Here is a 1,242-nt window from a genome sequence, read left to right as displayed (position 1 = left end):
ATCAACACCAACCCCCAACTGCCATGGTCATTCCTCGCCCATACCGGCCTGACCATCCACCCACCACACCCACCGAACTTACGAAAAGATCAGTAGGGCGTGTATCGAAAGTGCCTGGTGGAGAGCCCATTTGTGATCCAGAATGATTGGATGGTCACGCTTGAGACTCCCCGTTTGATCCTGCGGCGCTGGCGCGAGGAAGACGTTGCGCCCATGGCTGCCATCAATGCCGACCCCGAGGTCATGCGGTGGATCCGTGACGGCAGCGTTCGTGACGAACAGCAGACTCGCGGCGGGGTCCAGGCATGGGAGAGCGAGTGGGAGTCACAGGGCTTCGGCCTGTTCGCCGTGGAGATCCGGTCCACTGGCGAGCTGGCCGGGTTCACCGGGCTTTCGGTGCCCGACTTCTTGCCGGAGGTACTGCCGGCGGTTGAGGTCGGCTGGCGGCTAGGACGTTCCCACTGGGGACAGGGCTTGGCCACCGAGGCCGCCGCGGCCGCTGTACGGTTCGGCTTCGAAGAGCGGGGGTTGGAGCGGATCGTCAGCATCACTCAAGTGGGCAACGACGCCTCCGAACGGATCATGACCAAACTGGGGATGCATCCGGTCCGTGAGACCGTCAATCCCACCGGCGGTCGGCGAGTAAGGGTGTTCGAGTTGTCGTCGGACCAGTACGTCACAACCACTCGTTGAGGGCGGCAACGAGGACGGTAGCCTCGTAGCGGACCGAGAGTTTGTCGTACCGGGTGGCCACGGCTCGATGTCTCTTGAGGCGATTGATGCCGCACTCGACCGCGTGCCGGGCCTTGTAGTCCTCTGGGTCGAACTTTGGTGGCCGGCCGCCACGGGAACCGTGCTTCCTGCGGTTGCGCGCCTGGTCGGCTTTGTCCGGGATGGTGCAGCGGATCCCCCGGCGGCGCAGGTAGGCGCGGTTTTTTCGGGAGGCGTACGCCCTGTCGGCCCGCACGCGGTCGGGGCGGATGCGCGGCCGACCCGGCCCTATGCGGGGCACACGGACTTTCTCCAACACCGGTTCGAACTGCGGCGAGTCCCCCCGCTGCCCTGCCGTCACCACGATCGACATGGGCTTCTGCCCCTGCTCGACAGCCAAGTGCAGCTTGGTCGTGAACCCGCCGCGCGAACGCCCCTGAAGTTCCCCCCGCGAGCTGGACAGCGGGGGCTTACGCTGCCGGGGCGAGGTTCTGCCTGAGCAGAGACCTCGTTTCGAGCGGGGTGACGTAC

General features: G+C 65.5%; 2 protein-coding genes. One reads left to right on the top strand and one right to left on the bottom strand.

The features are described from left to right. Positions 1-150: 150 nt before the first annotated feature. A complete protein-coding gene (locus ACWD0Y_RS36670; RefSeq protein WP_327165465.1) occupies positions 151-693 on the top strand; it encodes a GNAT family N-acetyltransferase in 543 nt (180 codons plus the stop codon). Here ACWD0Y_RS36670 and ACWD0Y_RS36665 read toward each other — a convergent pair. After that, a partial coding sequence (locus ACWD0Y_RS36665) for an IS5 family transposase (protein ID WP_450264580.1) occupies positions 677-1,242 on the bottom strand: 566 nt, incomplete at its 5' end. The two genes, ACWD0Y_RS36670 and ACWD0Y_RS36665, sit on opposite strands and share 17 nt — an antisense overlap.

Source organism: Streptomyces altiplanensis (genome assembly GCF_053591575.1).
Note: the sequence above shows the minus strand (reverse complement) of the source record. Positions and strands in the feature narration are given on the sequence as shown.